Below are 26,206 nucleotides of genomic sequence, written 5' to 3' on the forward strand. Positions count from 1 at the left end.
GGAGAACTGGAGATCACGGATGTGAATAGAGAATACTTGAAGAGAGGAAAGTTGAAAGTTGGGGTGTTTGATAGAGGAACAGCTTGGTTAGATACAGGCACAATTCAATCTCTGATGCAAGCAGGTCAATTTGTTCAAGTCATTGAAGAAAGGCAAGGGATGAAAATTGGCGCCATAGAAGAAGTGGCCTATCGGATGGGCTATATAGATAAGAATCAATTAACAAAAATTGCTGAACCACTAATCAAAAGTGGTTATGGGGAGTATTTGATAAATATTTAATCTGATTTATTATGTTGCTTATTCGACTATATTGCTTGTTAGTGTTTTTATTGATCTTGAATCAAGAGATTTATTCTCAACAATGGTCAGCAGAGGTAGGAATACAATCGAATTATAGTACTGATAATAAGATTCCATTTTGGTTTAGATCGAATCAATTTGGTGCAATACCAATGGGTGATTTATCGGGAACTATTTCAGCAAAAATTAATAGAAATTTTCAACCACAATCCGAAAAAATCTCATGGAAACCAGAATGGTCTTTTTCTGCAGATACAAGGATTAATTTTAATAAAAGAGTTCAGCTTCAAATTATAGAATTGAATGTGGGTGCGAGGATAGGAGTTTTTGATATTGTTGCAGGTAGAGAAAAGTCATTGTATGGATTAGTTGATTCTACGCTTTCATTAGGATCATTTTCTTTTTCTGGGAATAGTTTAGGAATTCCTAAGCTAGAAATTCGTATTCCAAATTATATATTTATCCCTTATACTAATAAGCTATTATCTTTTAAAGGAAGTGTTTCTCATGGATGGATGGGAAATCAACCAATTCATTATGGGCAAAATAGAGGTGATGCTTTTGCTACAAAGTATCATCATTTAACTTTTTATGGATTAATTGGTAAACCTTCTTGGAAATTTAAATTAGAAACTGCTATTAATCACGATGTAATTTGGGGGTCTGATAAAGAGATATTTGGAAGTCAATATAATTTAAATGATTTTCAAGCATTTTGGTATGTTTTAACAGGAAAAGCATATAAGGGACCTAGGGATGAAAATGGTAAAAATGATATATCTAAAATTGGAAATCACCTTGGTAGTTTAGATTTTGCGGCAACTTATTCATTTAATAATTTCAATATCCGAGCTTATCGCCAATTTTTTTATGATAAAGGAGCACTTAGGTATTCTGCAAATATTCGAGATGGTTTAACGGGTTTAGTCTTTAAAAACCTTTTACCGAAAGAACGTAAATATTATATTCAGAAATTGCTTTTTGAATACTTTTATAGTAAGGATCAAGGTGGGCAATTTGGAGCTCCTTGGACGCCTTCAGGACCTGAGTACTATTATAATCACGGAGTCTATGGAAATGGCTTTTCTTATAAAGGTCAATCTTTAGGAACGCCTATAATTATACCATCAAAGGATGTAAAGAATGGACAAGCAAATGATCCCAAAGATTATTTTATTAGTAATCGAGTTTCCGCATTCCATTTAGGAATTCATTCTTTATATAATAATTGGTCAATAGTAACTAAATTTTCAATTGCAAAACATTTCGGAGATTATCATACAAGTGGACCCTCTGAACAATGGTTTAATAATAAAAAAATACCTCAATTGTTTGAGTATGGAAAATTTACACCTGTAGATCAATTTTCATTCACAATTATGGGTTCAAGACCTATCTTTAAAACTTATGTTGTTAGTTTAGGATATGCAAGTGATTGGGGACAATTGTTAAATAAAAACCATGGAATATTTATTGGTTTTAATAAAAGGTTTTTATAAAAATTAATTTATGAAAAAGATCAAAAAAATTACCTGTATTGGTGCCGGTTATGTAGGTGGCCCAACAATGTCAGTTATAGCTCAAAAGAATCCTGAAATTCAAGTAACAGTTGTTGACTTAAATGAGCAACGTATTGCTGCATGGAATAATGATAATTTAGATTTACTTCCAATATATGAGCCAGGTCTTGATGAAGTGATTAAGGAGGCTAGAGGAAGGAATTTGTTTTTTTCTACTGAAGTAAATAAAGCAATAGATGAGGCTGATGTCATTTTTATATCAGTTAATACACCTACGAAAACTTATGGTAAAGGTAAAGGTCAAGCAGCAGATTTAAAATTTATCGAACTTTGTGCAAGGCAAATAGCAGCTATTTCAACTTCGGATAAAATTGTTGTTGAGAAATCCACCTTGCCTGTACGTACAGCTGAAGCATTAAAAAGTATTTTGGACAATACTGGAAATGGTGTTAATTTTCATATTTTATCAAATCCTGAATTCTTAGCTGAAGGTACAGCAATAGCTGATTTACATGCCCCAGATCGCGTATTGATTGGAGGTGAGAATGCAGAAGCTATTGAAGCTTTAGTAAATGTGTATAATTCTTGGGTTCCTAGAGAAAGAATTCTTACCACGAACTTGTGGTCTTCTGAATTATCTAAACTTGTTGCGAATGCATTTTTAGCTCAACGTGTATCTTCCATTAACTCCATTTCTGAACTTTGTGAAGTTACCGGAGCCAATGTGGATGAAGTAGCATATGCCATTGGACACGATTCAAGGATAGGTTCTAAATTTTTAAAAGCATCCGTTGGATTCGGTGGATCATGTTTTCAAAAAGATATTTTAAACCTGGTTTATATTGCAAGATCTTATCATTTAAATGAGGTGGCAGATTATTGGGAACAAGTCATTCTAATGAATGATCATCAAAAAACAAGGTTTGCTGAAAACATTATTCAAACGATGTATAATACTGTTAATGGTAAAAAAATTGTGTTTTTAGGCTGGGCATTTAAAAAGGATACGAATGATACGAGGGAATCAGCAGCTATTTATGTAGCGGATCATTTATTGGATGAGGAAGCAACACTTGTAGTTTACGATCCGAAGGTAACGGAGAATCAAATTTATTCAGATTTAAATTATTTAGGTACAAGAACCTCTTTAGAAAATAGTAGGTTGGTTACGGTCACTAAAGATCCATATGAAGCATTTAAAGATGCGCATGCAGTAGCAATTTTAACAGAATGGGATGAATTTAAAGCTTTTGATTGGGCTAAAATAAAGCAAATAATGAAAAAACCTGCATTTGTTTTTGATGGTAGAAAATTATTACATAAAGGACATATGGAGGCAATAGGCTTTCAATATTATGCTATAGGAGAATAGGTTTAAATGAGTAAAGCAATATAATATAATATAATATAATATGAAAATAGGAATTACGTTCTCTTCATTTGATCTTTTACATGCTGGTCATATAAAAATGCTTGAAGATGCCAAAGCACAATGTGATTATTTAATTTGTGGCTTACAGACAGATCCAACTTTAGACCGTCCAGATAAAAATAAACCTACTCAGACTGTCGTAGAACGTTATTTACAGCTTAAAGGTTGTGCATATGTGGATAAAATTGTACCCTATGCAACAGAACAAGATTTAGAAGATATCATAAAATCTTATAATATTCATATTCGGATTATTGGTGATGAGTATAAAGACAAGAATTTTACTGGAAGAAGTTATTGTGATGAAAAGGGAATAGAAATCTACTTTAATCGTCGTGATCATCGTTTCTCAAGTTCAGGTCTACGAAAAATAGTCGCTGAAATGGAATCTAATAAATAGTTCTTTTCTATCCAAAACCATAACCAAATATTAACAAACTATTATTTATTTAGAACAGAAATTATGAAAGTTGGTATTACTTTTGGTGTTTTTGATCTTCTACATGCGGGTCATATTATGATGCTGCAAGAAGCAAAAAATATCTGTGATTATTTAATTGTAGGGTTAAATACAGATCCGTCTTATTTTGACCCAAATCAAGCAAAACCTGCCCAATCGGTTGTAGAAAGATTTATTCAATTGGAAGGTTGTCGTTTTGTTAATGAAATTATTCCCTATGAAACAGAACAAGATCTACAAGATCTTTTACAAACCTTACCAATTGATATTCGTATTATTGGGGAGGAGTATAAAATACAAGAGTTTTCGGGGAAGAAATATTGTTTGAAAGAAGGCATCGAAATTTATTTCAATAAACGGAGTCATCGTTTTTCAAGCTCTGCACTAAGGCAAGTGGTAGCACAGAAAGAATCTGAAAAATTAAAAATCGCTTAAAGTCCAAAAAAATAAAATTTATATTTTTCAATTATCATGAAAAAAAGTAACGTGGTTCATGTAATCCTTTCGGGAGGACTTGGAAGCCGTTTATGGCCGCTTTCAAGAAAAAGTAAACCTAAACAATATCTAAATTTATTTAAAGAAGGATCTTTGTTTGGAATGAGTGTCGATCGAAATAAGTCGATTTGTGATTCTATTACAATAGTTGGTAATATTGATAATCATTTTCTCAGCAAACAGGTCATGAATGAAAAGGATATAAAGTACCGTAATATAGTAGAATCCACTCCTAGGAATACGGCTGCAGCTATTGCATTTGCTGCACTTGCTGCTGAACCTTCAGATATCCTATTTGTTACCCCCTCTGACCATGTAATAAAAGCAGATCAACATTATTATGGGGCATTGGAACAAGGAATATCAAAAGCCAATGAAGGTTATCTCGTTACTTTTGGAATCAAACCAAAACGACCAGAAACAGGATACGGATATATTGAATTCTTAGACGATCAAGTATTATCTTTTAGGGAGAAACCTAATCAGGATACTGCAGAGGATTTTATTGAACGAGGTAATTTTCTTTGGAATTCAGGAATGTTTTGTTTTCGAGCAGATACCTTTTTAAATGAATTACAACAATATGAACCTATAGTATATTCTACAGCATTGACTGCTTGGAATCATCAGTTTGAAGATGTTATTGATTTAGAGTTATCTAAACTTATTCCTTCCATTAGTATCGATTATGCAGTAATGGAGCGATCAAAGAAAATACGAGTAATTCCTGGGCAGTTCTCATGGTCTGATTTGGGTTCTTTCGAGTCCCTGTATGATTATTTAATAACTACGGAATATCCGATTGATGAAAATGGAAATATGGTTATCGGTTCTGAAAAATATACAGCGTTTGTAGGCCTGAAAGATACAATAGTAGTGGATACCAAGGATGCACTATTGTTTGTTCAAAAAGAAAAGTCTCAAGATGTCAAAAAGATATACAATACTTTGGAAAAGCATCAATCAAAATTGATTGATTAAAGCTAAAAAAAACATTTATATAATTTAGTCCATTTTAAAATAGTTTTATAATTTTTCTTAATTACGGTTATAATTTGATTTATAGCAATATTTCGATTAAAGCCTATCAATAGACCTTCCTACCAATAGAAGGTCTATTTTTTATTCCCATATTTCCATCTCCTTAGGATCTCCTTCGGATCTTGGTCGGAATATCAACGCATATCAATAGAATAATTCCGAAGAAGATCCGTTGATCATGCATTCATAAAGCGGTTTTCAGAAAAATGATACACATACCCCTATTTACTACATAGCAAAACAAGTCTAGCTAAAAAAGTGACCACATTAAAAATAGAAATTGGAAAGTAAATCGTGCAAGAATTGGGATTGGTTAAACGATAAAAACATGACATACATCAAATGAGTAGGGATTACAAGAAGAACAGAAGAATGCCAATGGAGTATCAGGGTACAAATTCGATAAGGATATATGAAAAACAATAAATAAAAAAACCACTAATTTATTTTGAATTAGAAAAAATTCTTCTACATTTGACATTGTTTATAATCATTCTAAATAAATAAAAGAGTTATTATAATAATGATTCTTTATTTAAAGAGGCATAAAAACAAAAATAGCGTCATGCGAAAGACGGCAATCTTTGCATGACGCCTTCCTAACCTCAGGTAGAACTGATTTTAGGTAGAAGCTCACAAAAGATAGTGAGCACCTTCAACACTGCATGTATGGAAGGAGACGCAAGATAAAAAAAAATAGGCAAACTCATTGTCTGTTCCAAATCTTCTTTCCTTCCATATTTTAAAACAAATGGTTTAACATAAAATATGGATTAAAATGAAAAGAATACCCTAAACATACCTAGCAGAAGAATTTACCAAAACACGTAATTCAAAATCCTTGAAAATGGGTTTAGCATGGTTGCTGAATTCCAATGATCAAGAGCTACGAATAAACGTTGAATATTTGTACCCTATGAACTTTTTGTTGCGTGCAGAAAAGCCCTAATTATTAGGCTAGACGTAGAACAACAAAACTAATAACTCATATAATTAATAATAAAAATCATGAAATACCTTTCTTATATATTACTTTTCCTAAGCGTCCTATCTTTCCAATTTTCCAATGCACATGCCCTTTGGATAGAGTCTGCACAAGAAGGAAAATTGAATCAATCGCATGCAATAAAAATATTTTATGGAGAATACGAGCATCAATCCATTGATGCGATTGATCAATGGTATTCCGACGTCAAGGACTTTAAACTATTTGTAATAAGCCCTGACAAGAAGTCGACAGAATTAAGCAAAGAAAATGCAGGAGACCATTTCACAGCTTCGTTCATACCTACCCTAGAAGGAACCTACCTGATAAAAGTAGTACATCCCGCAAGGCAGCCTTATGAAATAACAGCCTTTGAATTTTCAAGTTTAGCACAAGTTCGAGTAGGAAAATCCTCAAACATTACCTTAGAACAAGCCTTAGGGATTCAACTTCAAACCATAGCGAGTCCAGTAGGCCAAGAAGTAAAGGGGCAAGTTTACTTTAAAAAGGAGGCTTATGGGGAAGCAGAATTAATCATTATGGGTCCACATGGATGGACGAAAACAATTAAAACCGATAGTCGAGGAGCATTTACCTTCCAACCCCTAATTAAAGGGAAATATGTCTTAGAAGTATCCAAAATGGAAGAAGAAAAACAAGAATGGTTTGGACAATCTATCGAAAAATTATGGAGAGGAAGTACCTGTAGTTTCGTTGTGAATTAAATATTATTTGATAAGCATAAGAAATCATGAATATAAACACCGAGACGGTATTACACAATAATCAAGGTTGTAGCGAATTAGCCGTCCAAACGAAATCAGCGAAGAATTCGAGGGTATTCAGGGTAGTAAGTGTGTTGATTTTATTGCTAATTAGCTTTAGCGTCAGTGCCCAAACTTTCCGAATTTCAGGACTTGTGAAAAATAAGGAAGGAAAACTTTTAGATCAAATATTAATACAAATTAATGAAAAGAAAGTAATTAGCAATCAACAGGGTTATTATGAATTAGCAGGAATTAAGACAGCCGAGGTTGAAATTACAGTTCAAATTTTAGGCTATGAAAAATATAGCAATAAAATAAGATGCAATTCAGCCAATCAAATCCAGGATATTGTTTTAAACGAGAAGCAAGAAATACTGGAAGAAGTGGAGGTTAGGGGATTCACGAAGATCCAAGAATTAAACAGACAAGCATTCAACATCTCCGTCATTGATGCCACAAAACAGTACAATAGCAGCATTAATCTATCCGATGCGTTGGATAAGGTTACTGGCATACGAGTTCGGGAATCTGGAGGCTTAGGATCAAATATGAACCTATCCTTGAATGGGTTTTCTGGAAATCACGTTCGATTTTTTATTGATGGAATACCTATGGATAATTTAGGAAGTTCTTATCAGATCAATAACATTCCGATTAACCTAGCCGAGCGCATTGAAGTTTATAAGGGGGTCGTACCCATCTGGTTGGGCTCCGATGCTTTAGGAGGCGCAATAAATATAGTAACAGGATCTGGAAGGCGAAATTACCTCGATGTATCGTATGGCTATGGTTCGTTTAATACCCATAGAGCTATTGTCAATAGTGCTTTTACGTCTAAATCTGGCTTAACTATTCAATTAAATGCATTTCAGAACTATTCCGATAACAGCTATAAAATATATATTGAAAAGCATAATAATCGACGTGATAACTATACCAAGGACACCTATGTCAATCGATTTCATGACACCTATCATAATGAAACGCTGATAGCCAATTTTGGATTTATTGAGAAATCCTTTGCTGATAAATTGTTGTTAGGAGTGGTACTTGGGCAAAACTATAAAGAAATGCAAACTGGGGCTCGAAGGGAATCTGTTTTTGGAGGATGGCATCGTCGTGGAAATATCGTAATGCCTACCTTAAAATACAGTAAGACCAATTTGGTAAAAGGGCTAGATGTAATTTTCAATGCGAATATTAATTTAGGCACAGAGCAAAGCATAGATACTTTAAATAAACGATTTGATTGGTTTGGAGATACTGGAATTGTATTACCCAGTACATCTGGTGAGCGTTCCCGATCGATGTACAAATACAAAAATTATGAAGGAATCGTAACGAGTAACTTAAACTATTCGTTTTTAGAGCATCACAACATTAGTTTAAATCACGTTTTCAATACATTCGACCGAAAAGGAAGAGATCCTTTAAACCCTCAAAATGATGCCTATGAATCGCCGCAGCAATCTCGTAAACATGTGCTAGGTTTTGGCTATCAATATCATTTGCTCAATCGCTGGAACATGAATGTATTTTCCAAATTCATCCAACAAAGTAATTTAGGAAGAAACAACGACCATATCCATTCGAATCGCTTTGGTTATGGTGCTGCAGTCACTTATTTTCTGACAAATGATGCTCAGCTGAAAGCTTCATATGAACTAACCAATCGGATGGCTACCCCTTATGAAATCTTTGGCGATGTTGAAAATCAGGAAGCGAATACATCGTTAAAACCTGAGCAGAGTAATAATTTCAATTTAGGTTTAAATTATAATTTTAATCTTAATAAACAGCATGAATTCCAATTGTCTACAGGATTGATCTATCGGTATGCGACGGACTTTATCTATCAGCGATTAAATTTAAATCAGAGTAAATACGTGGCTGATAATAGAGCGGGAGTACGAAGCTTTGGTGGAGATATTGATCTTCGATATTCGTACAAAAATTGGCTCCAAGTTGGAAGTAGTTGGACCTATCACTATTTACAAAATATGCAAAAATTTGAAGATGGATATACCGGTGTAAGTCCAGTGTATGAAGATCAAATGCCTAATATTCCCTATTTTTTCGGCAATACGGATGTGAATTTTCTATTGAAAGATACCTTCAGAAAGGGGCATAATCTGACGATAGGATACAATAATATGTATGTGCATCAATTTTATTTGTATTGGCCAAGTCGTGGATCTATAAAAAATGATATTCCTAAACAGTGGACGCACGATTTGAACACCGTGTATAGTTTAAAAAATGGCACCTATAATATAGGTTTAGAGGTAAGAAATATTACCAACGAGCAAGTTTTTGACAATTTCAGTATGCAAAAAGCTGGAAGAGCATTTTACCTTAATTTCAGATATTTTCTTAAAAAATAACGATCAATATTACTATGAACTTTAAAAATTTTATTTTTTCGACACTCCTCATTGCGGGTGTGATTTCCTGCAAAAAAGATAACAAAGCACCAGTTAATTATGGAAATTTTGTGGTTGCGGTAACCCCAGTAGCAGCCACTGCGGTTGCTGATTATTTATTAACAGCTAGCAGTTTGGATACTGGGATTATTTCGACCAAAAAAAATGGCGTGGAACAAGATGGGACTTATCGCTATTATGTAACTCATCAAAACAAATTGTTTAGCATGCTCTATGGACAAGGAAATCCAGGTGCAGTAACTGTTTATAATCTAGAACAAGGAAACTTAAATAAAATTTCAAATGCAGTAACAGAAACAGTTCAAGCATTTGCTCCTGTGAATGATGATATTTTACTAATGAAAATATCCCGAAATGTCACTAATCCCACGACTTCATGGTATCAATTTAATACCAAAAGCTTGCAAATTGAAAAGCAAGGAACAATCAATAGTTTAGAGCTAAACAACAATGGGGAGCTTGCCTTTTTTAGTTGGATTAAACAAGTTGGAAATAAAGTCTATGCCCCATATTTTTCGATTAAAGGATGTTGTTCTGCAACTTTTGGTACAGCCTATCCTGATCAAGCTTGGATTGCAGTATATTCTTATCCTGAAATGAAGCTAGAAAAAATCATTAAAGATGATAGAACTAGTTTTATAGGGAGGTATTTTACAGATGGTCTAGAAGAGTTGGAGAATGGAGATGTATATGCATTTTCCTCCAATATAGCCTCTGCGAATGGCAATTCAGCTACGTTCAACAGTACAAAACCTTCTTCAGTTACTCGATTAAAAGCTGGACAAACAGAATTTGATAAGTCTTATTTATTGGATTTTGAAGCCCTTTCTGGGGGATTGAATATTACCAACTGGATCTATGTTGGGAATAATAAGTTTGTGGTACTATCGAATACCAAGGAAAAGAAGGGGGCTTACAATACGGGTACCATTGTCGGAATTCTAGATGTGAACACGAAATCGTATCAAAAAGTCACAGGCTTGCCTGAGCAAGCTGATATCAAATCGATTAGTTCTAATAATTATTCAGCTGTGGATGGTAAATACGGTTACATCGGTGTCAATCTAACTTCAGGTTTAGGTTATATATATCGTATTGATGTCAATAATGCCACAAGTACGATGGGACTAAAAGTGGATGGAGGTACGATAACAGCCATAGAGTATTTGAATTAATTTTATTAACAGTTAGGCCTTCCGTGGATTTGGATAATATGCTTGAATTCATGGAAGGCATTTATAAGTAATTATGTATTCCTTATTATTTGCTTTACTCACCTTTGCATGCTATGGATTATATCATCGTAGTAAGAAAGTGAAATTCAAACAGCTTGATACTTTGACAGTTTGTCTGCAAAAATATCCAAACATACTTCAAGGAAGTATCATTAGTATTTTCTTATTTCTGCTCCTGTTTTTTTGTTACCTATTGGGGCTAGGTTCAGGAATATTTACTTGTATTCTGTTTGTTATGACCGGGTTAAGCTTAGTGGTGCTATTGAAGCCATTAGCTATTTTCACTTGGCGAAAGCTCACTTTGTTATTTCTGATAAGTTTTTCATTGGAATTATTAATGCATTGCTTACCACAAATTCCTTGATATGCCTGCAAATAAAAAATACTTAAGCGGCCCCTGGCAGCGATTGCTGAAAATTACAGCGGGTGTATTTGCTGGTTATGGCTTGATGTTGAGTTTTCATTTAATGCTGACGGTGTTTATCCCTAAAAAATATGTGGTCATTAGTGCAGGTATTTCAGGTTACCTACTTTGGGCAATACTACTTTTAATCGCTTTGTTGTCTGTAAAAGGTTGGAAAATATGGCTCATTTATAGTGTTTTGAGTTTGCTTTTTTACATCGTTTTTATATTGAATTAATATATCCATGAAGATCAGAAATTATAATATTTATTTTAATACACATACGATCAGTGGAATAATCGTTTCTGCATTATTATACGTGATATTTTTTGCAGGAACGTTAAGTTTTTTCAAAAAAGAGTTTTCTGCTTGGCAAGCCAATGAGAGCACTTATCAAAAGGAAATAGACCATCGTAATTTTCAAGTGCCTTTAGATTCGTTGAGTGCAACCAAAGATTTGACAGGTCGAAACATTATCTATTATTTGAGCCAGGGAGGAGTACATGGGTATATTAATGTCAGTGCTTCTCAAGATACTTTACGCAACAAGAAAAATAAAGCAGCATTAAAACCGGTAGGGCAAGAAAAGAGAAAAGGTAGAGGCAGGGGCGGAGATTCCGACGCTAGCTATTTCGGTTATAATTTTATCCAAAATAAAGCTAGTGATTATGCCTCAAGCTATGATTTGGGAGAGTTTTTTTACCGTTTACACTTTTTAGCGCCTTTAAATGAAGTGCCAATTCGTTTGCCGTTCGCTCCATTTGGTTATTTCATCGCAGGGCTTACCTCCTTTATTTTTCTATTCGCATTAATTACCGGTTTATTATTGCATTGGGATAAACTGGTTTCTAACTTTTATATTTTCAGACCTTATAGCAAGTGGAAAACTATTTGGACCGATATGCATACGGCATTAGGTGTAATAGGTTTTCCCTATCAATTGGTATATGCCATTACTGGAATCGTTTTAATATTAAACTCAGTTTTAATGGTTCCTTTTGATAAGATGCTATATAAAGATGCGGAGGTATCCCTTTATGAAGATCTAGGGGAGATTCACAATTTTCCTTTAAGCTACAGTTATTCTAAACTCGATACGGCATTTAATTTAGGTCATTACATCCAATTAACTCGTGATAAGTGGCCCGGCAGTAAACTAAAACGTATATATATCAATAATTATGGGGATAAGGAAATGTATATTACGATCGAAACGGAGCCTCCATTTAAGCAAAGTTTTGCAGGATCAGGGCTATTAAGTATGCGGATTATTGACGGGACTATTCTTAAAGAAAAATCCCCAACAGACGATGTGAATTACATTGATCGGATAAAAAGTGTTTTTTATAGGTTACATTTTGGTGATTTTGCTGGTTATCCCTTAAAGATTGTCTATTTTATTCTTGGTATTATGGGTTGTTTTGTGATTATTTCAGGCATTTTAATTTGGTTAGTAGCTCGAGATAAAAACAATGTAATTCGAAGGAAGCGCGTTTTTAATTTTTGGTTGGCAAATGTTTTTTTGGCGATTTGTTTAACAATGCTTCCCGTATCAGCGATCACATTTGTTTGGATAAAGTTTAGTGCAGAAGTCAATCAAAGTTTGATTTATAAAGTCTATTTCAATCTTTGGTGGATATTGGCTCTTTATTACATCATCCGCAGAAACATTAATCGAACAAGCAGAGAGACATTATTTCTTGGAGCAATTAGCTCTTTTTTGGTGCCAATTGCCAATGGTATACAATCCAATAATTGGATGTGGCATACCTTTATTCAGCGAAAATTGGATATATTCTATGTAGATTTTTTATGGCTATTGATAGGGTTAATTAGTTTGATCGCTTTTGTGAAAATGAAAAATTTTGTGAAATCCGATAAGTCATCAGCGGGTTAAGTTTTACCTAAGAATGACCGGTGAGTAAAATAAAGGCGGAGGTTAATGCTCCGCCTTTATGAGTTATTTTGTTTTTTACCATTGAATTGATTGGTCCTCATCAGGTATTTGCGTGTTCAATTGTCGTTGAAGAATTAAAGAACCATTGACTTTATACGTTATGGGGAAATTAGGCACCATCGTATAGTCCGTAAATTGATAATCAATATTATTGATAGTGATGAACTTATGAAGCAAATAGGGTCTTACCGCATCCATTTGCTCATTGATGGTATAACTCGCATCTTTATTTACACTAAATTTCATATTGGGATTATCCGATGATAAAGTAACACCTCCTGTTTCGTTAAATTTTGCGTAGACTTTGTAGTTCCTACGGTCTTGATGTTCTTCATCTATATTGCCAGCATAAAAGAATACGGTGTTCTCATCGACGACATAGGAACGGATTTCACTTTTAACTATGGGTGTTTCATTTTCATATCCTGCCATACTCACTTTTAGAGCAGTTCCACTATAAGTGCCTGAATAATCATTAAAGGGGTTTACTCTGAGGATTGCTTTTCGATAATGTTTCCTTGGGTTTGCTGTATAACCTCCAGCTTGATCCTCTAATATGGTCAGCGGGAGAACCCATTTCTCGGTCATATCAATATCCTTTAAATTGAATTGAATGGGCATTAATCCGACTTGTTCATTGGCAGCAATTTCAAGATTATTAGGTAGTGTATAATAGGCATTTGGAAGTTCCCTGTAATAGAAGTCTTGACGGTTTTGAAAACGTTCGAAATTGAGTGTTTGTAGCGTGTCCTTATCGATTCCAATTTTTACTTGATAGGCAGGGTGATCTAGAGTGGATCCACTTACAATTAAAGGTTGCAAAAATATAGTCGATTGATTCCCTTTGTATCGAACATAGATATTGGATACTCCTTTCGCATCTAATGGTGCTTTAAATGAAACAAGGTGATCAAATTGTTCTTCCTTCCATTCATCATTACAGGACCCTAGTAGAATTAATAGGGAGAATAGAATATAAGATATATAGTGCTTTTTCATTTTTTGTTTCTTAAGGTTAATCATTATAAGTCCATCCTGGATTCTGGGTCAATCGATGATTTTGTTTCAATTCTGTATGGCTAATTGGCCAAAACCACATTTTATCGGCAAACGTTGTTTTTAAAGACCAAACCGCAATTGGTTGATGGAATAGATCACGTTCATTCACATTCATAAGTACATTGCATCCATAAATGGGTAGAGCTTCTTCCACAGGAGCGTCCATCCAACGTCGAAGGTCAAAATAGCGATGACCTTCTCCCATCAATTCAATAAAACGTTCACGTTTAATAGTTTTACGCATTTCGTCTTTATTGTTATATGTACTATTGGAATAGTCAGGTACACCAGCTCGAATGCGTATTGGGTGAATTCCGCGTTGGATTTCATGGATGTCTCGACTGATGCTGTAATTATTGCCTTTCCAGGAAGGTATGCTGTAGGTACCAGTAAGTTCATTTAATGCTTCTGCATACATTAATAATACATCTGCATAACGCAAGGCGGGCTCCGCTTTTGAAACTATTCGGGCCATACTTCCCCCTTCGTATGTGTCACTTGGATGAACAAATTTTTTAACACCAAATCCTGTCCGTAACCAATACGCATTTGATGAGTTAAATCCATTACCTTGGGCATTGTCTCTATAATAGAAAACCTGTTGATTTCTATTCCGTTCTTGCGTCTCATTGAGTAGAGTCCAGAAACTTCCATTATATGCAACAGATGCATAGAATCTAGGTTCCCTATTGGCATATTGTAAAGAGACGCCAGTCCTTAAAGGTTTGAATTTCCCGGCCTCATAATCCTCTAGTGTTACGTATCCAGTTAAACGGTTAGAACCGTTTCCACGTCCTATTTCTTTATCTTTTCCAGGAGCATCTTTACCATCGTTCATATAATAGGCATCGACCAATTTCTGTGTTAAACCGTGTGTATTCCATCCCGTTGCGGAACGAGGCAACTGATGAGCGACCATCGCATTGATGCCTTCTCCTAATTGGTTATTTCCTCGAGTGAATATTAGTTCAGGATTTCCGGAAGCTTGTAATGTGCCATCAAAAACTTGCGCATAAGATTTTGCGGGGTCAATATTTGCCCAGCCTAAAGGCCAATTTTGTTCAGAAAAGTTGTTGTCCGCAGGCGGTTTTACTGAAGCATCATTTCCAGTTTCTTGGAAAGGAGCCGTGTATAATTGATAAACGCCCATTTCAATCACATCTCTTGCTGCTGCTGCTGCTTTTGCCCATTTTTCCTCTTTGAATTCTGCAGATAAAAGGCGGTTACCTTTATCATCTACTAAGCGAGCAGCAAATGCGGAATTATTTCCATTGGCCAATGGGCTGGCGGAAAATAATAGCACCTTAGCACGTGTTGTTAATGCAGCACCTGCAGTGGGTCTCGCAGATCCATCTTGGCCACGATTGGTTCCAATAGCTTCCATTTCTTTGGCAGCCTGTAACATTTCATTTGCTATAAACTCCGCACAAGACTCATAGCTTGATCTAGGTATAGATAATGCGTCATAAGAGTCGGTATAATCCAATCCTTCGTCTGGTAATAAAGGAATCGGTCCATATTTACGCAATAAAATCCAATAGAGATAGGCACGAGCGAAACGAGCTTGACCACGATAATCATCTATTTCATCGGCACTCATTTCTAAATTTAAACCAATGTTGTGAATAAAGGTAGATGCATTTCTTATTCCCCGATAGGCTTGGGACCAGGAGTTTTGTTTATCTCCTTCATTATATTCACCCATTTTGAACATATTGTAAGAAAGCTCGTTTTTGGATGGGTCAAAATCCTTATCCCGATCTCCATAAAACATATCATCGGCAAAACTAAAAGGTGTATTACCTTTACTGGAAACGTCGGCATTCTCCCCTTTTAATTCCTCAAACACATGAGCCAACCATTGCTCTGAATAAACTTTACTTTTAAAAACTTTATCTGTGGTAAGGCGATCTTTAAAATATTGATCTGAATTTAAATAATCCTTAACACATGAACTGATGATGCTTGTACTCAGTATAAGCAAACATGCGATATATAATTTCTTTTGCATTGCGCTTCAATTATAGACTGACAGTAATACCAAAGGTGTATGCTTTTGGCAATGGATAATCTTCTCCTCTAGGGCTGACCATTTCAGGATCCCATAATTTGAATTTTGAAAACGTTAATAAATTGGTTCCTACTAAAAATACCCGAATATTGTTGGTTTTGATGCGGTTGACTAAATGAGTAGGGAAATTGTATCCAATGTCTAAGGTTTTCAAGCGAAGATATTGTCCATCTTTTAACCAATAAGTGGATTCTCTAAAATTGTTTGAATTCGGACCAAAGCTTAGTCTAGGGTAGGATGCATTTGGATTTTCTGTACTTGGATCTCCAGAAATATCCGCTGAAATCCATCGATTATCACCCATTACTCCTTTCATTACCTGTCCCCATTCACCTTCACTGAACGCATAAACGGTTTTTCCATAGGTAAAGAATGTTGATTTTCCAGCGCCTTGGAAATGCACACTTAAATCTAAACCCTTCCAATGTGCTGAGGCGCCGAGACCATATATTAGGTTTGGTCTACGAGTTGCTCCGATGGCCGTTCGATCTCCATGATCAATAACACCATCTCCGTTGACATCTTTATATTTTATATCTCCAGGTTGGTAAGTGCCAAACATTTGAGTTGGGCTATTTCGAATGTCTTCATAATCTTTAAAGAGACCCATGGCAATCAATCCTACAGCTTGGTCAACACGATAACCTTTACGGTTTTGGTAGGCATATACATTATATTCCTCATCAATTTGGGTAATTTCGTTTTTACTATAGGTAATATTACCACGAGTAGTCAAGTTTAATTCGCCTATACGTTGTTTGTATTCTAAACGTCCATCAAATCCTCTCGATTTTACAGCACCTACATTCGCTCTAGAAATACTTTCTAATCCGACCATGGAAGGAAGGAAATTTCTAAACATATAAATTCCAGTTCGCTCTTCATCAAAAAAGTCTAGATTGGCAATTATTTTGTCTTGGAAGAGGGCTAGATCTATTCCGAAGTTTTGTTTGGTAGCAACTTCCCAAGTGACATTTGAGGAGGCCACTTGACTATACCTCATGCCATTATAAAAACGATTAAATCCAAAATCTGCCCATTCGTACTGATTATCTGGCATTGCATTGATGGTATACAAATAAGGGAATCTATTTCCTGGTGGTAGAAGGTCATTACCAACACGGCCCCAAGAATAGCGCAATTTGAACATATTTATCCAATTGATATTCTCCTTGACAAATCCTTCTTCAGAGATATTCCATGCGCCAGAAACAGCGGGGAAGAAACCATACTGTTGGCCTGGTGCAAAATTTTCAGAACCATTGTATCCAAAGTTAAAGTCTACTAAATAGCGATTTTTCCAATTGTAATTGAATTGACCGGCCATTCCTTGATTTCGTATGGCTACCCCATTCTTGATATCACTTCCTAAATTCACGGTTCGAATTAATGCATCTCTCGTAAATCGTGCCACAGCACCAATGTTGTGAGAACCCACACTACGATTGTAGTTGAACATGATGTCGAAAAATTCCCTGCGATCACCCTCCGCAAAACTGTTTTGGTACATCTCTCTTGGGTCTGAAACTTGCGTAAAGACCAATTCCCCTAAATCATTGCGGGTACGTTCTGCACGCCATTGTTCTGGCCATTTTAGTCGATTAATTGTATTCCAATTGTTGGTGTCGTAGGCGAAAATACCGCGTGCACGCAGACCTTTAGTGATAAAGTTAAAATCTTGTTCAACATTAAGGTTTGTTTGAATTCTATTTGTCCAATTTTCATTAAATCCTGTTTGTGTTGCGACTACCCAAGGATTTGTTTGATTTCCAGTTCCTATAGCCGGAATGTATCCATTGGAATAAGTAATGGGTGTACGTATTGGAGAATATCCAAATAATACGCCCCAGAAATCATTATCACCTAAACCAGGACTATTGCGTTTGTCTAAGGAGGTGGCTACGCCTATTTTGACAATCGTTGATTTGGTCACATTAATATCTGTATTTAGTCGAAAATTAAATCGTTTATAATTGGCATTGGTATTATAATCTTCACGTAATGTTTCATCAGTATGATACATTCCTCCTTCATTAATATAACTTCCCGACATGAAATAACGAGCGGTAGATCCGCCTCCTGTCAAATTTAGATTTCCGCGATAGGTCATCGCTCCATCCTTTAATAGAAGTTTTTGCCAGTCAACATTCGGGTATAAATCGGGATCCAATCCTAAGCGTAAAATTTCTAATTCCTCAGGCTGATAAATGGGTTCATAGTTTCGCGTAATTCGGGATTCGTTTAATAAGTTGGCATAGGTAAATCCATCTTCAAATTCCGGCGTAATTGTCCGTGAATTGTAGATGGTTTCATCCTTAAAGTTGATATTGATTTTACCATCTTTTCCTCGCTTGGTGGTGATCAATATTACGCCATTGGCGCCTTTGGATCCGTAAATGGCTGTTACAGCAGCATCTTTGAGTACAGAAATATTTTCAATATCTTCAATATTGATATCCGCTATGGTGCGCTCCACATTGTCGATTAAGACTAAAGCGGCACTACCACCACCAAATGTGGAAATTCCTCGGATCCAGAATTCAGAAATGTTCTTTCCCGGTTGGCCCGATTGCATCATCGCCATCACCCCAGGTACATTTCCTGCTAAGGCATTGGTAATACTTGAGGTTGGATTGGATTTTAAGTTGTTTACATTTACGCTAGAAACAGCTGCAGTGCTGCTTAGCTTTGTTTGCGTACCTGTTCCTGTGACCACAATTTCGTCAATGACAGAAATCTCGGATTCAATTAAGGTTACATTGATTACAAAATTATCTTTAACAAGAATCTCTTGTTTTTCATAACCTAAACTTGAAAAAATTAACTGTTTATATTGTTCAACTTTTATTTTATAATAACCCTTATTATCGGTTACTGTTCCTAATCCTGGGGCATCTTTTACGGAAACGCTTACTCCAATTAATGGTTGTTTTTGGGCATCCACAATAGTGCCTGATACATCTACAACTTCTTGTGCGGTCACATTAAAAGTCAATGCAAGCAGAAGCATACATAGTGCTAATATTTTATTTATCATGTCTTTTAATGTTAATTTAGTTGGGATTCCTCCATTTCTTCCAATGCAATTTTTCGGAAACGTCGGTTGGCTTGATCACCGATGTAGAATGCTTTTTCGATTTCATTATAAGCTATTCCAGAAGGTCGATCAAATCGTGCTTCTTCCCGTAAATCTCCATTTACATATCCCCATGGGTTTGCATTGATGCTCGAACTTCCTCGTCCAGCAAATGTGGTTACACTACCTTCTGGTGTTAATTTGCGAATGGCATGATTCATCTGATCGGTAAAATAGAAATCATAGACATCGGTTTTTCCTGCAGCTACATATTCCTCATTTTTCACAAAAACTCCTTGATATGGCGAGTTTAACCGCACTGAAGATCCGACTCCATCCGTATATCCAGCCCCTCGTAATTGACCACAAACTAAATAAGGTTGATTAAATCTTTTCTTTTCCCAATTGTAATCGACGCGTAAGATATAATGTTGATTGATAACATTGATATAGGCATAGTTGCCAGTAGGATGGATCATGATTTTATATTCCCAATTGGGATCATGAATGACAAATAATTGTTCATATTCTTTGTCGTTTAATCCATCTGAAAAATATTTATTTAAATCAAAACGAAAGAATTGACCTTTTTCATAGCTGTTAAAATACATTTCTCCATTTACAGGATGTATGGATGCGCCATTACATTGTTTGTATCGTGTAATGACTTCCAAATCTGTCCAATTCTTTTCGCGAGAAAGCCTATAAGTAGATCGGTCATTTTCACCACCTCTGTCTTCCGAAATAATCATATATTTATGATCCAAAGTAAAATCGACACTGCGAGGTCGGTCAAAATCTGACCGCTTTTTAGTTACCGTACTATCTTCAAAATTCACTAAATATAAACCGTTGTTTCCGTCAAAAGTTACCCATAAATGCTTTGGGTTTGCCGGGTCAAATTTTAAGAATGAAGGATTCCAGAATCCAGAAGCCATTTTGTTCTGATCATTATCTTCAAACTTTCCATCCCTCCAAGGCTCATCTCCGCGTTCATTTCGATAGCCTAATAGCGTTGATACAACTAATTTTCGTTGATAATTAAAGGCTTGTCCAGATTTACCTATCACTTTGTCTTGATCTCCAACTCGTACTTCAATATCTCCACTAAATGCCTGTTTTGGAACCAAACAATAAATTGATTCTCCTGCTGTATTGATGACGACTGCCTCTTTACCTCCAATAAACACCTGTACTTTACTCGGGTCGTCCCCGAAGTTTTTTCCGTAGATCACAAGGCGTTGGCCCATACCACCAGTTTTAGGCATAAAATCAGATACAACGACAGGTTGATTGGGATCAAATGGTGTAGCCTCTGTTTTGCCAGCTGGTTCATCTTTACAACCCCACAGGCTCAAACAGAGTGACATGATGGTCCATAGCAATATGCGTAATGACCAATCATTTGTTTTAAATAATTGTTTAGATATCATAATTTAATTACTGGTTAGTTTTTAACAAATGAAGAGAGTTAGGTTGCCTTAAAAGCGGTTTTTAATCGTCTTTTACTAGTTTTTCTTCAAAAGTTGTTCTTACAGATTTCTAATAGAAAAGTGCAAATTTTAGTATTTTAAAAATGGGTTGATTATAGGTTATAATCATTGTTAAGAATTAGCTTTATTTTCCGGCTATTCTATTTCAGGTTTTTACTTGGGTGTAAAGTTCATCATGTTCATAATTATTTAGTTTATAATAGATTATTAGACATTGAAGTTTAGTTGTAGTAGATTTTTAGTTTGTGGGTTTATTTAACTGATGATCAAGAACACGAATAAAATATCCTCCAATTACTGACCTCGCTTTAAAATTGATCATTTTGCCCGTATGTGTATCATGCCAGTCACTTAAGGGTACTCTTGAGGATGTTTCTTGTACATAATTATAAAAAGGAGTGAACATGGTTTTGAAATCTGAAGGGTTATCCGTCAAACAAGAAGCCCAGATTATCCAATCCGATTTTGTATAAGTAGCTCTAGAATCTAATGGAATGCCATATTTATTTTGTTTCTTTAAATAAAAGGCCATTTCTGTAGTAAATACTTGTTTAGGGAAGATATCCATCTTAAATATTTTATCCCATATTAAATTATACTTTAAACTCCAACTACCTTCTTTATCAAAAGCTAATTTATAATGATCAACATCTCTTGCTAATTTTTCCCATTCAATAGCCATTTCTTTTGCTTGATTGATGTATTGCTCGGCTAATTTTATTTCTCCTTTTAATTCTGCCATTTTTCCATATCCGGCAATGGCTAGTATTGCTTTGATGGAAAGGTTTGCATTATGTGCTAAGTGGCCGGCAAAATCATCAGTACACAGTTGATTTTCTGGGTCTAAGCCTTTTTCAACAAGGTAATTTACCCATATCGTTAAGGTTTCCCAATGCTTGTTTGCGTAATTTACATGGCCTTCTTTTAAACTAATTGCTGTAGCGAGTAAGAGCATATTTCCTGCTTCCTCTACCGGCATGTCTTCACCATATAGTTGTCCATTGGCTATAGGATAAGTGCCTAAATCATGTGCAGGGTAAGGCTTATTCCAACGACCACTTTCACTATATTGAAATATTGGGGTCATCATACCTTTTAATAATTCGGGATTGTAAACTAAAAATAATGGAGCAGATGGGTAGGTGATATCTACAGTATTGATGCATCCATTGCTATGGTTTTCCTTGGATAGAAATAATAAATTTCCTGCATCATCTTGTATTAATTTATGTGCGGCGATAACTTGACGATAGGATAGGGCGCAGATTTCTGCATATTCTTTTCCACCTGCTATCAATGCATCTTGATATATTTTGTTGTCAAAAACTTTAGCGCGTTGTAAAACAGATTCATATTGTTGATGGGCTTTTTCAAAGGCCTGTTCTATGCTCACTTTCCCATCCTTTTTCCAATATGCCATGCGCCTCTTATAGAAATATTCTATGGAATAAAGGTCGTCGTATCCAATCATCAAAAAACCATTCTTACCTGCTGAATTAACGGAACCTAACTGATGGGAATAGGCCATTGCGATTTTATTTACATCGCCACGAGATATTTCTGGATTTTTATTTTCTAAACCATTTAGATTTCCATCAGTTGCAAACTTTTCTTTGGTTTGGTGGTAATCTCCAAATGAAATTTGTTTATCTTTTTCTAATTTATTTGCTAAATAGGCATAGCCCCAATCGATGCGGACACCATCACCAATTCTTTTGGTAATCGGTTGATCAATAGTGCCTGATTTTACATATTGGAAACCATTTTGATGTGCTACGCTCGTAATTACAGGTTGTGTGGTTTCATGAACTGCTAATGCTGGGCTAGTTTCAAAATAGACGGAAATATCGTGACTTTTGTTATCTAAAGGTTTTACAGCATATGAAATGTAGCTGATTGGAGTGGACAATAAATCCAGATCATCTAACAGTAGTGGTGAGGTAAATACTAATTTTAATTCAACAGCTCCACATTCAAACTCAAAATAGGTTTGCGTTGCGGTAACCGTTCTTGATTTCTGTTTTGCTAATTTATCGAACTGTTGCGACTTTTTAACTTTCTTAAACAATCCAAAGTCTACATATCCACCACCAGTGGTATTTTTACAATGAACAGCAATCACATTTTTTCCTTTTTTCAAATGTTTTTTCGCTTGATCTGTTAATTGAAAAGTTACATTATCATTCCATGAATAGTCAGTTTGAATGAGTTTTTCTCCATTCAGGTACAAGGTGAATTCATCATCATGGGAATATTTAAGGAGTAAATCATCTTGATTGTTTAATTCGTTGAGGTTGAACTCTCGTCTTATCCAGATATCCTTGCTGTTCCAAATAGTTTTTGTTCTAGGCGTTCCTGCTGTACCGAAAGCCGCTTGTCCTGATTTCCATGCTAGATCATCATAACTAATGGAATTCCAATCTCCAGTAGGGGCTTCAAACGTATATTTTGCATTCCATGCTGAACCATGACTTGAGGGAAGTATTTCATCAACTTGTTCTTCATAATTGCCCATAAAACGATAAACAATTCCATCGACACGAATAGCTCCAAAGATAGGGTGTTCCTCTCCTGTCCAATGTTCTGTGTTTTTTTCAGTTAATAAATCTGAAGCGGACCAAATGGAAAAATAGGGGTCTGAAGTAATAATAGGGGTTGATGGGGGACGTAGATGGCTTGGATGATCAGCATGAAAAATGTTTTGTGCAAAAGCACAATTAAAAAGAAAGCATAAGCTTAAAAGTAGGTTTAGCCTCATGGTTTTTTCGGAAAATCTAGTTTATAATTGTTAATTAAAAAATGCTAACTAATTATAACTAAATGGTATTAGCATTTAGGGTAAAAAAACAAAAAAGAAAATTTTTTTGATTCAAGATTTGTCTTTTTATTGGTTAACGTTAGCAAAACATGCACATATTCTTAGAAAATAAGTAATATGTACAATAGATTAATTAATTAAAATGATTTAGCTTATTTGCTAAATCATTTAAACAAATGTAATTGATAGCTTTTATAATTCAAAATGATAGCTGAATTTTATTTAATTCATACTAAATAATCTGTTTAATTATTATCAAAGAGTAAAGCTGATTTGATAATTAATTCAATTGACTTGAATCTTAGTATTTAAATAGTAAAAGATTGTGTAACAAAGTAATCTTTTAAGTTTTAAGTGAATGGCTTTTCGTTCCATATAAGAAATCGTTTTTTATGATTTTGGAGTTGCTTTGATTTTCAATACTACTCATTGTTTATCCTCGATATATCCCAATTGGCCTGCTGCAACTGTTTATTGTAAAAATTAAGCAATAAAATTACAGGGTAGGAAATTTTAGTTTTCTGTATTTAACAATAAGCTAACCAAATCATAATCTTCAAAATAATACTTGTTTGGTTACTTTTGAGATAATAATTGAGCATTCCATATGGCAAAAAAGGAAATAGATGAAATTATTGCAAAATGGTTAGGGGGTGATGAAATGGCCTTCAACTCTGTTTTGAATTACTATTACCGACGTCTTTTAGCATCGTCATTGAAAACAGTTCCCAATCGTGAAGATGCTGAGGAACTAGTGATGAATGTTTTGCTGAAAATTTGGCAATACAAGCATCGCTTGAATGAAGTACAGCAATTTGACAATTACCTATTTGGAATTCTACGTCAGGAAACGATAATCTTATATCGTAAACAAATCCTTGACACGAAAAACATAGATGATTATGCTCTTGCTGACTTGGGTAGTATTGACCATCCAGAAATTACGATAAAAGAAATTCAGTCGCTCTATCAAGCGGCACTGCTGAAGCTTACTCCCATGCAACGTAAGATTTTTTTATCGATTCGAGAACATGAAATGGATCGTAAGGAAATTGCAAAAGTAAACGACTTGTCTATTCATACGGTAAATAATCATATGAATGCGGCACTAAAAGTTCTAAAACAAGAAATGAAGGAATATCCAGACCCTTTAATTTCCATCTTTTTAACGAGCACTTTAGCTTTGACATTTTTCAATCCTTACCCGCTCACTTAGATTCTATATTTATTACAATATTCTGTATTTTTTCTATTACCTGATTGAAGATTTTCAGTCAGGTATTCTTTCTTGTATTAACCAAATATTATAGAAATACACTCAGTATTAATAAATTATGAAATCGTAATAGATGCCTGATTAGAAATCAATTTTTGAACATTCTTTATAATAGAGGGCCTTATAAATCCTCTAACTAAAAAGGATAGCATTGAAGAGACCAGCTAGAAATACACTAATCAGATACTTTCAAGGTACTTGTGAGCCACATGAAAAGGAGCTCGTCAAATTATACCTATCCATGGATATTGATAGGGATTTTGTTGAGTCCTGTATGAAAGAAGTCTGGTCAACCGATCTGGAGGACTACGCCGAATATGGGGATGAAATTGATTTGCAGAATTTTAGAAAACGTTTTACGGCGAGACAACAGGATTTAGTGCAATTTCCAAAAGTTGTAAATGAGTCGATGAATCAACGATTCCGTTTTTTGTTTTGGGTAAAGGTTGTTGCCGCTTCAGTTATATTGGTTGGAACCTCACTGTTGGTCATGCACAAAAATCCATTTACCGTTTACAACAAGCATTTCGTGCATCAAGATGAAGAAATTCTTCCGGGTAGTAATAAAGCCTCGCTCACGTTGGAGGATGGGTCAATCATTTCCCTGTCAGAGGCAGACAATGGAACATTAACCCATCTTCAAGGTCTTCATGTGGATAAAACTAGTGATGGCGAAATAGTATACAAAGTCGGTAAAGATCTCGATGTTCGTGCAGAATCAGTTCATAGTATACAAACGCCAAATGGAGGGCAATATGCTGTAGTCTTGCCTGATGGTTCAAAAGCATGGTTAAATTCGGCCTCTTCGCTTACATATCCTGTAAATTTTTCTAATCAAGAGCGTCGAGTGAAAATGACTGGAGAAATTTATTTTGATATCGTTAAAGTGAGCAATAAAAGAGGGGATAGAATTCCTTTTTTCGTGGAAACAGAAAAGCAATTAATACAGGTTTTGGGTACGCAATTCAATGTAAATGCCTATAAAAATGAACCATATAGTCACACAACCTTAGTGAAAGGGAGTGTTAAAGTTACTTCTATTAAAAATGGAAAATCAGTGTTATTGCAGCCGGGTGAACAGGCAAGTTTAGGAGATGATTTTCAAATTGTTGACGCAAGCATGGAGGAAGAATTAGCATGGAGGAATGGTGATTTTGTGTTCAATCAGGAACCTTTATCTAGTGTGTTGCGAAAAATATCGCGCTGGTATGATGTAGATGTTGAATGTCCATCAGCATTAGGTGAACTCAAATTGACTGGAATGATTTCCCGAAATCAACCATTATCTGATGTGGTAAAAAGCATTTCTTCCTTAGGGAAGGCAACAATTAAAATAAAAGAAAGGAGAGTAGTGGTGGAACCATAGATGT

At 35.1% G+C, this 26,206-nt stretch carries 18 protein-coding genes; 13 read left to right on the forward strand and 5 right to left on the reverse strand.

Features of this window, described 5'->3' with window-relative positions; genetic code table 11:
- The 11 genes from ACFRAE_RS06920 to ACFRAE_RS06970 all read left to right on the forward strand — a co-directional run.
- Nucleotides 1-282, forward strand: a 282-nt coding sequence (locus tag ACFRAE_RS06920; protein ID WP_422796403.1) for a sugar phosphate nucleotidyltransferase, incomplete at its 5' end; no start/stop codon positions are given.
- Between the two features lie 11 nt (nt 283-293).
- Complete coding sequence (locus ACFRAE_RS06925; RefSeq protein WP_422796404.1) at nt 294-1,802, forward strand: capsule assembly Wzi family protein; 1,509 nt, start codon at nt 294-296, stop codon at nt 1,800-1,802.
- Between the two features lie 10 nt (nt 1,803-1,812).
- Nucleotides 1,813-3,195, forward strand: coding sequence for a nucleotide sugar dehydrogenase (locus ACFRAE_RS06930; RefSeq protein WP_422796405.1), 1,383 nt, complete (start codon nt 1,813-1,815; stop codon nt 3,193-3,195).
- A gap of 40 nt (nt 3,196-3,235) precedes the next feature.
- Nucleotides 3,236-3,655, forward strand: a complete 420-nt coding sequence (locus ACFRAE_RS06935; protein WP_422796406.1) for an adenylyltransferase/cytidyltransferase family protein — start codon at nt 3,236-3,238, stop codon at nt 3,653-3,655.
- 63 nt (nt 3,656-3,718) lie between these two features.
- Nucleotides 3,719-4,150 carry an adenylyltransferase/cytidyltransferase family protein gene (locus ACFRAE_RS06940; protein WP_422796407.1) on the forward strand — a complete coding sequence of 144 codons (432 nt, stop codon included), beginning with the start codon at nt 3,719-3,721 and terminating at the stop codon, nt 4,148-4,150.
- A 36-nt stretch (nt 4,151-4,186) separates the two neighbouring features.
- A complete protein-coding gene (locus ACFRAE_RS06945; RefSeq protein WP_422796408.1) occupies nt 4,187-5,191 on the forward strand; it encodes a mannose-1-phosphate guanylyltransferase in 1,005 nt (334 codons plus the stop codon).
- Nucleotides 5,192-6,259: 1,068 nt separating this feature from the next.
- On the forward strand, nt 6,260-6,961 hold the full coding sequence (locus ACFRAE_RS06950) for a hypothetical protein (RefSeq protein ID WP_422796409.1): 702 nt from the start codon (nt 6,260-6,262) through the stop codon (nt 6,959-6,961).
- A 26-nt stretch (nt 6,962-6,987) separates the two neighbouring features.
- A complete protein-coding gene (locus tag ACFRAE_RS06955; RefSeq protein WP_422796410.1) occupies nt 6,988-9,387 on the forward strand; it encodes a TonB-dependent receptor in 2,400 nt (799 codons plus the stop codon).
- A 14-nt stretch (nt 9,388-9,401) separates the two neighbouring features.
- Complete coding sequence (locus tag ACFRAE_RS06960) at nt 9,402-10,622, forward strand: DUF4374 domain-containing protein (RefSeq protein WP_422796411.1); 1,221 nt, start codon at nt 9,402-9,404, stop codon at nt 10,620-10,622.
- Nucleotides 10,623-11,047: 425 nt separating this feature from the next.
- The gene (locus tag ACFRAE_RS06965) at nt 11,048-11,323 is read left to right on the forward strand and encodes a hypothetical protein (protein WP_422796412.1); all 276 of its coding nucleotides are present in this window, start codon (nt 11,048-11,050) and stop codon (nt 11,321-11,323) included.
- 7 nt (nt 11,324-11,330) lie between these two features.
- A complete protein-coding gene (locus ACFRAE_RS06970) occupies nt 11,331-12,983 on the forward strand; it encodes a PepSY-associated TM helix domain-containing protein (RefSeq protein WP_422796413.1) in 1,653 nt (550 codons plus the stop codon).
- Nucleotides 12,984-13,058: 75 nt separating this feature from the next.
- Here ACFRAE_RS06970 and ACFRAE_RS06975 read toward each other — a convergent pair whose 3' ends face one another.
- From ACFRAE_RS06975 to ACFRAE_RS06995, 5 genes are all read right to left on the reverse strand, one after another.
- Nucleotides 13,059-14,042, reverse strand: coding sequence for a DUF4973 domain-containing protein (locus ACFRAE_RS06975; RefSeq protein ID WP_422796414.1), 984 nt, complete (start codon nt 14,040-14,042; stop codon nt 13,059-13,061).
- A gap of 16 nt (nt 14,043-14,058) precedes the next feature.
- On the reverse strand, nt 14,059-16,113 hold the full coding sequence (locus ACFRAE_RS06980; RefSeq protein WP_422796415.1) for a RagB/SusD family nutrient uptake outer membrane protein: 2,055 nt from the start codon (nt 16,111-16,113) through the stop codon (nt 14,059-14,061).
- 10 nt (nt 16,114-16,123) lie between these two features.
- Entirely contained in the window at nt 16,124-19,210 is a 3,087-nt protein-coding gene (locus ACFRAE_RS06985) for a SusC/RagA family TonB-linked outer membrane protein (RefSeq protein WP_422796416.1), read from the reverse strand.
- 11 nt (nt 19,211-19,221) lie between these two features.
- Nucleotides 19,222-20,682 carry an IPT/TIG domain-containing protein gene (locus ACFRAE_RS06990; protein ID WP_422796417.1) on the reverse strand — a complete coding sequence of 487 codons (1,461 nt, stop codon included), beginning with the start codon at nt 20,680-20,682 and terminating at the stop codon, nt 19,222-19,224.
- 298 nt (nt 20,683-20,980) lie between these two features.
- Entirely contained in the window at nt 20,981-23,500 is a 2,520-nt protein-coding gene (locus tag ACFRAE_RS06995; protein WP_422796418.1) for a glutaminase domain-containing protein, read from the reverse strand.
- A gap of 667 nt (nt 23,501-24,167) precedes the next feature.
- Here ACFRAE_RS06995 and ACFRAE_RS07000 point away from each other — a divergent pair.
- Together ACFRAE_RS07000 and ACFRAE_RS07005 are read left to right on the forward strand one after the other, a co-directional pair.
- A complete protein-coding gene (locus ACFRAE_RS07000; protein WP_422796419.1) occupies nt 24,168-24,776 on the forward strand; it encodes an RNA polymerase sigma factor in 609 nt (202 codons plus the stop codon).
- Nucleotides 24,777-24,987: 211 nt separating this feature from the next.
- Entirely contained in the window at nt 24,988-26,202 is a 1,215-nt protein-coding gene (locus ACFRAE_RS07005; RefSeq protein ID WP_422796420.1) for a FecR family protein, read from the forward strand.
- Nucleotides 26,203-26,206: the final 4 nt, after the last annotated feature.

The sequence above is a fragment of the Sphingobacterium sp. HJSM2_6 genome, from assembly GCF_049316305.1.
In the GTDB taxonomy this organism is placed as follows: Bacteria; Bacteroidota; Bacteroidia; order Sphingobacteriales; family Sphingobacteriaceae; genus Sphingobacterium.